Origin of the sequence: Serratia sp. ASV30 (assembly GCF_016428815.1) — a bacterium.
Lineage (GTDB): Bacteria > Pseudomonadota > Gammaproteobacteria > Enterobacterales > Enterobacteriaceae > Chania > Chania fonticola_C.
The window spans coordinates 1-7,086 of the sequence record NZ_JAELTL010000108.1 but is presented as its reverse complement, the minus strand read 5'-3'; the positions used below and the strand labels follow the sequence as shown (position 1 = coordinate 7,086).

At 50.0% G+C, this 7,086-nt stretch carries 5 protein-coding genes; all 5 read right to left on the bottom strand.

Features of this window, described 5'->3' with window-relative positions:
• Nucleotides 1-798: 798 nt before the first annotated feature.
• Nucleotides 799-3,360, bottom strand: a complete 2,562-nt coding sequence (locus JHD74_RS25175) for a fimbria/pilus outer membrane usher protein (protein ID WP_199063806.1) — start codon at nt 3,358-3,360, stop codon at nt 799-801.
• 142 nt (nt 3,361-3,502) lie between these two features.
• Nucleotides 3,503-4,174, bottom strand: a complete 672-nt coding sequence (locus tag JHD74_RS25170; protein WP_199063805.1) for a molecular chaperone — start codon at nt 4,172-4,174, stop codon at nt 3,503-3,505.
• 75 nt (nt 4,175-4,249) lie between these two features.
• A complete protein-coding gene (locus tag JHD74_RS25165; protein WP_074030836.1) occupies nt 4,250-4,774 on the bottom strand; it encodes a fimbrial protein in 525 nt (174 codons plus the stop codon).
• A gap of 956 nt (nt 4,775-5,730) precedes the next feature.
• Nucleotides 5,731-6,747 (bottom strand): fimbrial protein, encoded by a 1,017-nt coding sequence (locus JHD74_RS27125; protein WP_074030834.1) that lies wholly within the window; start codon nt 6,745-6,747, stop codon nt 5,731-5,733.
• A gap of 157 nt (nt 6,748-6,904) precedes the next feature.
• On the bottom strand, nt 6,905-7,086 hold a 182-nt coding region (locus tag JHD74_RS25155), incomplete at its 5' end, for a hypothetical protein (RefSeq protein ID WP_199063943.1).

Genomic DNA, 7,086 nt, shown 5'->3' with positions numbered 1-7,086 from the left:
CCCCCCCCCCCCCCCCCCCCCCCCCCCCCCCCCCCCCCCCCCCCCCCCCCCCCCCCCCCCCCCCCCCCCCCCCCCCCCCCCCCCCCCCCCCCCCCCCCCCCCCCCCCTCTTTTCAAGCAGAAGACGGAATACGAGATGATACCTCCTGTCTCGTGGGCTCGGAGATGTGTATAAGAGACAGCAGTTACCGTTGCACTCATGGTGACCTGTGCCAACGGTATCGTGTCATAGCGTCCCTTTATTTTTGTGCCATAGATCTTCAGTATTGGCGTCGGCGGAATCACTACTTCCCCTACAAAAGGACGGATAAAATATAAAGAAACATACCCTTGGCTACCTGATGCATAATTCGAGGAAACTGCACACATGGTGCCAGAATTATTACTATAATCGTTTATAGGTGTGGCAACGTAATCTTTAACATTCCCGCCAATATACAGTTCACTGGCGATGGAGAGATATTTATTTATTGCATAATAATTCAGGCCACTCAGAGTGCGATCGAATACCAAGCCCGGTATCTCGGCTTTGTAGTAGTTATTGCCTCCCTCATTAGTGCCACAGTTACACGTACCAGGATATGTTCCTCCCAGATTCCAGTTATATATTCTTGCCTTAGTAAGTCCCGCCTGATTCTCTGCCACCGTGGCAATTTTTGGCTTAAAATCAAAACCAAAAACTTGTGTCCCTTTATCAGGAGTACAGGACCCCCAGACGGACGCCGCCTGGGCCATATTCATGCCCGCGAGCATACAGAACACAATCGCCGCTATCTTTTTCATTCCCATCACACTTCCCTTACCGGCATTGCCCGTTCAGGATCTGAACCCTGGCATGCTCTACTGTCTGTTTCGCCAGCGTATAATTCACCTGGCACCGCTGATCTGCTTCGGTTCCCCATTGCACATTGAGGGAGCCGCTCTCCGCCAACCCCGTCATATACACCTGACCGTTGTCGCCCACGATAAAGCCCTGCGCTGTCTTCTGCATCGGGTCACTGACCGTTGCGCCAAATGGCACTGGTACACTGCCAACCTTAAGCAAGGTCATCAAAACACGCTGCCCCACGTTAGTAGCAAAGTCGGCGCGGATAACCGCCCCTCGCGTTGGAACCACGTTCTGGCTCGACAGCGTCAGGTCGACATTGTCCGGCAGTGTTTCGGTATTTAACCGCACCTGATTCTTACGATATGGGCTGCTGTACGGCACTATGGCATAACCCCGCCAGTCGGTTTTCACCCCAGTTTGGCCACCGACATCGACACCTACGGCACCCGGCGCTTTCACCAGTGTCACAGTTTCCCCAAGTAATTGACCGAAGGTCACACCGTTCTCATGCAAGACAACCCCCCCCTGCACTCCGTAATTCAGGCGCTGACTGTTGTTGTCATAACCATAACCGGCATTCACCTGCCCATAAGTACCACGGTAATCGGCATTCAGACTGCCGCTGTTACCCACACCGTTGGTACCGTACCCCTGCTGCACCCCCCAACTCAGGTTATTAGCGGCCAGGGCCGTTCCATTCATACCCGCAGTGTGGGTGGTCCCACCTTTCTGACTGGTATTCAGGCTGTAGCTGGCGTAGGTATTCCTCACCCAGCGGTCCAACGGCACGCTGACACCAAGCGAAAACACCTGGTCTTTGTCATACACGCGCCCGCTGCCATTGCTGCCGCTGGCGGTAGCGTTCTCGTTATAGCTGTAGTTCAACCCATAGCTGATACCGTTCCAGCTGTTGTTGTACCCCGCACCGATAGAGCGCATGGTGCGATTGCTATTCCAGTAATCTTCACTGATCCAGCTCAGCGAAAGGGTACCCGCCCCTTCCCACAGGTTCTGGTTCATGGTCAGTTCGGAACGGTTGCGGCGGCGTTCAACCAACGGTTGGCTGGCTTGGTCCCGATGGGTATCCAGTACTTCCTGCAAGGAGTAGTAGCCGTCGGTAGAGTAGCGGTAACCCGCAATCGCAAAGTTGGTCCCGGTCTGGACAAAGTTCTTGCTGTAACGGATACGCCACGACTGACCATTCTCCTGTGGTTGGTCTTTCATGGTCGACCATGCCTGGGTCACATCCGTCGACAAGGCACCAAAGTCACCCAGGTTTTTTCCCATCCCCAGCGCCAGAGAGTGGTACTTCTCGTTGGCGAACTGCCCGCCGCCGTAGGCAGTCAGCCCATAGGGCAAGCCGTAAATTGCGGTGGCTTGGCCGAAGGGGGTTTTCTCCACGCTGCTGTCGTATGAGCGGTATTGCCCGCTGGTCACCGCGTATTTCAGGCGTCCTTCACGCTGCAGCACCGGCAGTGATGCATATGGCACCACCAGTTCCTGTTCACTGCCGTCCGACTCACGTATGGTCACGTACAGGTTGCCGCTGCCGCCGGTCGGGAACATGTCGTTGATTTCAAAAGCCCCTGGTGCCACAAAGGTCTGGTAAATCACATAGCCGTTTTGGCGGATGGTCACCTGGGCATTGCTCCGGGCAATACCCCGCACTGATGGTGCATAGCCCTTCAGGCTGTCGGGTATCATGTCATCGTCCGACGCCATCTGTGCACCACGGAACGGTACGCCGTCAAACACATCGCTTGGTGAAGTACTGTCCCCCAGCACCAGTTGGCTCTTGAGCGAAACGATGTTGCGTGCGGCGTAGGTATACACTGTGCTCCATTCACTCTTACCTTGGCTGTCACGGTTCCAGGTGGTGTAGTTGCGCAACCGCCACGGGCCGAAGTTAATGCCAGGCCGCAGGTTGGCAAACTGACTATTGCTATCGCCGTTGTTATTGTCACGGGCAACGGTGTTTGCACCACTCAGGCTGTAATTCAGCAAGAAAGACGAAATACCATCATTCCACTGGGTTTCCGGTACGTAGCCCCGTGCTTTTTGCGACATCGCCGCCTGGGGAATACTCAGCAAGAGTTGTTGAGCACTGAAGCGGAACTCGGCGCTGGCTTGCGGGATGGCATTGAGGTTGGCACACTGTGCTTCAGCTTTCCCAATGGCAGGAAACAGGTCGGTTTTAACACCCATTTCATTCAGTTGAGCGACCGTCAGACAAGGCTGCAGCCCCTCTTTACCTTCGGCGCTTTTCCCTATCTTGAATTCAACTTCACGCGTGTCCTGCTGTTCATTATTGAGATAGATATCTACCCGGTAAGAGCCAGGAGCCTGCATCGCCCGCTCTTCAAACACTGACAGGTCGGTTTTCCCGTGTTGTGGATTATCTGTCTCCAGCAGCGCCGGGTTAAAAAACTCACGTGCCTGTGTTTCAAAGGACCCCCCCCCCAACAGGGTCATGTGTACTGCAATAAAATACGCAAGCGGGCTGACACGCAGTGAAGACTGACTTTTTTGCATATTTCTAGTCATATAATTAACTTGGCCTTTGTCACTATTCATTCATTTTTCCAGCGGCCTACAGAAGAATGCCTTTTCTTCCGATGTTTTAACGTTCAAGGCTTTTCTGAGTTACCGCGTTTTTATCTGTACCCTTTGTGACTTAAAGTGAGCCAGTATGCTCTTTGCCGGCTCCGCCAAAATCATTGATGATGGTCCAACTCACGCTTCCACTACTCACACCGGCAGGCAAGGCGAAGCGGGCAGTAGTGCCTGGGGCCACAAGGGTTGCCTCTTTCACGTCCTTACCCGCCACTTTTACCTTTTGAAAGTTCATGTAGTACGGGGTCGGGTTGGTCACGCGAAGCTCATTACCACTGCGCTGCCAAGTGAGTTTGTCGGCCATGTTGTCTGGCGCCCCTTTCAACCCATGAGGGCGATAAATCAGCTTCATACGTGTTTTGATGGCAATTTGTAGCGTATTTCTGTCACTTTCTTTTTCTGCCGACGGAATGGCCTTGATGTTCATCCAGAATAGTGATTCCTTATCCTCTGGTAGATTGCCGCCCGCACGCACTACACGCAGCAGGTTCTCTTGCCCAGCGTCCAAGCGAAATAGCGGTGGGGTCACAATAAAGGGGGCTTTCTCAACACCATCGGTGCTTTCAACCCATGTCTGCACTAAATACGCTTTTTTATCCGGGTTGCTGACGCTCAGTGAAGACTCCTTCTTATTGCCGTCATAAATCAGTCGGGTTCCGCCTACAATGACACCTGCCTGTGACATATGAGCGGTAAATAACAGTGCTAAAATTAGCGCAGGTGAGAAATTCATATTTTATATCCTCCATGATATAAATAACGGGGCTATAGCCCCGTTATTTATAATTATCGCCAACCAGATTAGTTCTTAGTTATAAACAATAGAGAAGCTTGCTACTGCGTTGGCTGGGCCGCTGGTTACGGTTGCTGCCGTTGCGATATAACGCGCAACGAAATCAAGGTTGGCCGCACCTGATGTCAGAGCGTAATTGGTGGAAGCTGTATTTAACGGCAGTACGCTTTGTGATGCGTCAGCCAACTGGATACCCACACCTGTAGCGACGCCAGCGTCCTGAGTCAGGGCTAAAACGCTGTTGTCACCAGCAACGGTAGTGCCGTCGAATTTAACGTTGACGCTGTCTACGCCTGTTGGGCAACCACTCACCTGTAAGGTGAACTTGGTAGCTGCAGTTTTGTCACCCGCAGCAGCAAACGCAGTCTTAGACACTTTACCCAAACTAACATCTAAAGAACCGCTGGTAGCATTAGTAACGTTACAAGCAGCATCGATTACAGAACCGGTGAAATTAATCTGGCCATCAGCAGCAAAAGCAGAAACAGTGGCCATAGCGGCAGCAGCAACCAAAGTAGCAACGATAATATTCTTTTTCATTTAAGACTTTCCTTTCAAATGCGACCAATGCGCATTTATGATTTAACGTGACGTCGAAACATCAATCCATGCAATACTATTCATTACGGTTAAATAACCGCTCGGCCAATAGCGTCCTATAACGTCTCTGTGAAATGCATTCACAAAAAGAATATTCTTCGCTTTACGCGAGGTGTCATTTAACGCGATTAATATAGACAAAAAAAGATAATACTGTAAATGTAATTTTTATTTATCAGCGATATAAAAAACTTATTTAAATTAAAAAAAACAATGAAAATCAGACTACTACACACACATGTTAACAACGCAACCACGACAAATTAATTTAAAATAATCTTATTCATCTCTTATAGGAAAAACTTATCACTGCAAACCATCATCAATTATCTAATTCGAATTCCAGGGTATCTTTACTCAAAAAGAGGCTTTATTGAATAAATCTAACTTCTGGCTGCAATCAGGATCAGAACACCACATTTCTTATCCTGTAGCGGCCACCCTGCGTGGATACCGATACCCATGAGGTTAAGCCTCTTTATCAAAGCGGGTTCGTCTACCTGCACTGGCTTTTCCATTCAACTTAATACGGAATGACGACCTTAATAACGCTCACTTTAAAATAATCACTTAACACTTTGTTTTAATGGATTTTATCAATAATCACAGCCTTACATCGACGCTTCATAAAATCCTACTTTCTGAGAACGCTAATGCCATCTACTAGCCGTAACGCAAACTGACTTCCTCTCGCGGGGTAAAACCCTCGTGATTATCCGCTAGAAACGCCACTTCATTATCCGCTCGCAGGCGCGGCAATCTCTCTCTATAGCAACTGCTCCGGTAGAACGCCGGTAGCCCTCTGTTGGCTTCGTCAATCATTTCCAGACATTTATCGAACGGCGAGGGGCGCACAGGGTTACTACTGAACCCTGTGACTGTCTACAGCTAAGTTGTTATTGATAAGTAAGCGTGAATGTCGCCGTCGCATTTGCCTTTCCAGGGGTTATATCATTAGAGGTTTGATAATAACGGGCCTGAAATGCGAGCGAGTTACTTCCTGATGTGGACAAACCGATTTCGACTTTGCTGCCGAGTGCTAATGGTTTGCTATCGTGCAAGATCTGGACAGCTGCACCAGTGGCGCTATTACCCGACGCGGTTAAATTCAATAATCCCTCTGCTGCATTTGGAGTATCACCGTCTATTTGGACAGTGACCCGTGTTTCAGCTGCGCATGTGAGAGGAATGGTAAAAACTTTAGTTCTAGCATCTCCGGGCCAAGAACCAACGCCCTTAAATGCATTTCTATCTACGTCTCCCATTACAACACTGATCGTGCTGCTGTCGACGCTACAGGTCAGTGTTTTTATATTGAATGAATTTATAGATACAGTAGGTTCTGGTTGCGTCCAGCTGGTTCTATTATTAAAAATAATAAATGAACCTACTTGTCGAGAACGTACAGAACCAGAGCCTGTGACCTGCGCTGTTTTATAAAGCTGTACCCCGATCTGACCTGTTATCGCCTGGGTTGATAACAAGCCATTGGCATTACAAAAAAGCCTGTTATTTGCATTCGTGTCGCCCATATTGGTTCCATCAACCCAAGCTAAGGTACCACAAGTGTTACCTGACTGCCCCTGAATTGCGTAGCCGACCCCTTCAACACCGGTAGCGTAGATTCTTTTACCATCGATTTTCGTTACGTACGTTCCAGCAGCTTTGATCCCAAAACTCTGACTAGTGATGAGCGGGACAGTATTTGTACACTTATATGTCTCAATAAAATCTGTAGTAATTAAGTTACCAATCGGTGAACCGACGGGTAAATCTTTTCGTATCGAAATATCGGGCAAGGTGAGTGTAGTCGCCGTTGTTTGGGCCGAACATGTGAAGGCTTGAGCACAGAATGGCATGAAAAACCATACTGACACGAAGAATAAACACACCTTGAATTTTATTTTTTTCACTTATACTTTACCTGAGTTATAATGAGCGACATATGGTTATTAACTAGATACAAATTGTTGCCATGGATAGATCTTGGCATTTTCATGCCGACAGTGCGTTGAAACAACATTTTCTATCATGTGATAAAGATAAATCGCTATCTTTGAATCCTGTCTCTTATACACATCTCCGAGCCCACGAGACAGGAGGTATCATCTCGTATGCCGTCTTGTGCTTGAAAAAGGGGGGGGGGGGGGGGGGGGGGGGGGGGGGGGGGGGGGGGGGGGGGGGGGGGGGGGGGGGGGGGGGGGGGGGGGGGGGGGGGGGGGGGGGGGGGGGGGGGGGGGGGGGGGGGGGGG

Excerpts from the sequence above, each read along its gene's own strand:
- JHD74_RS25175 (WP_199063806.1), bottom strand. The coding sequence starts at position 3,360 with ATGCAAAAAAGTCAGTCTTCACTGCGTGTCAGCCCGCTTGCGTATTTT.
- JHD74_RS25170 (WP_199063805.1), bottom strand. The coding sequence starts at position 4,174 with ATGAATTTCTCACCTGCGCTAATTTTAGCACTGTTATTTACCGCTCAT.
- JHD74_RS25165 (WP_074030836.1), bottom strand. The coding sequence starts at position 4,774 with ATGAAAAAGAATATTATCGTTGCTACTTTGGTTGCTGCTGCCGCTATG.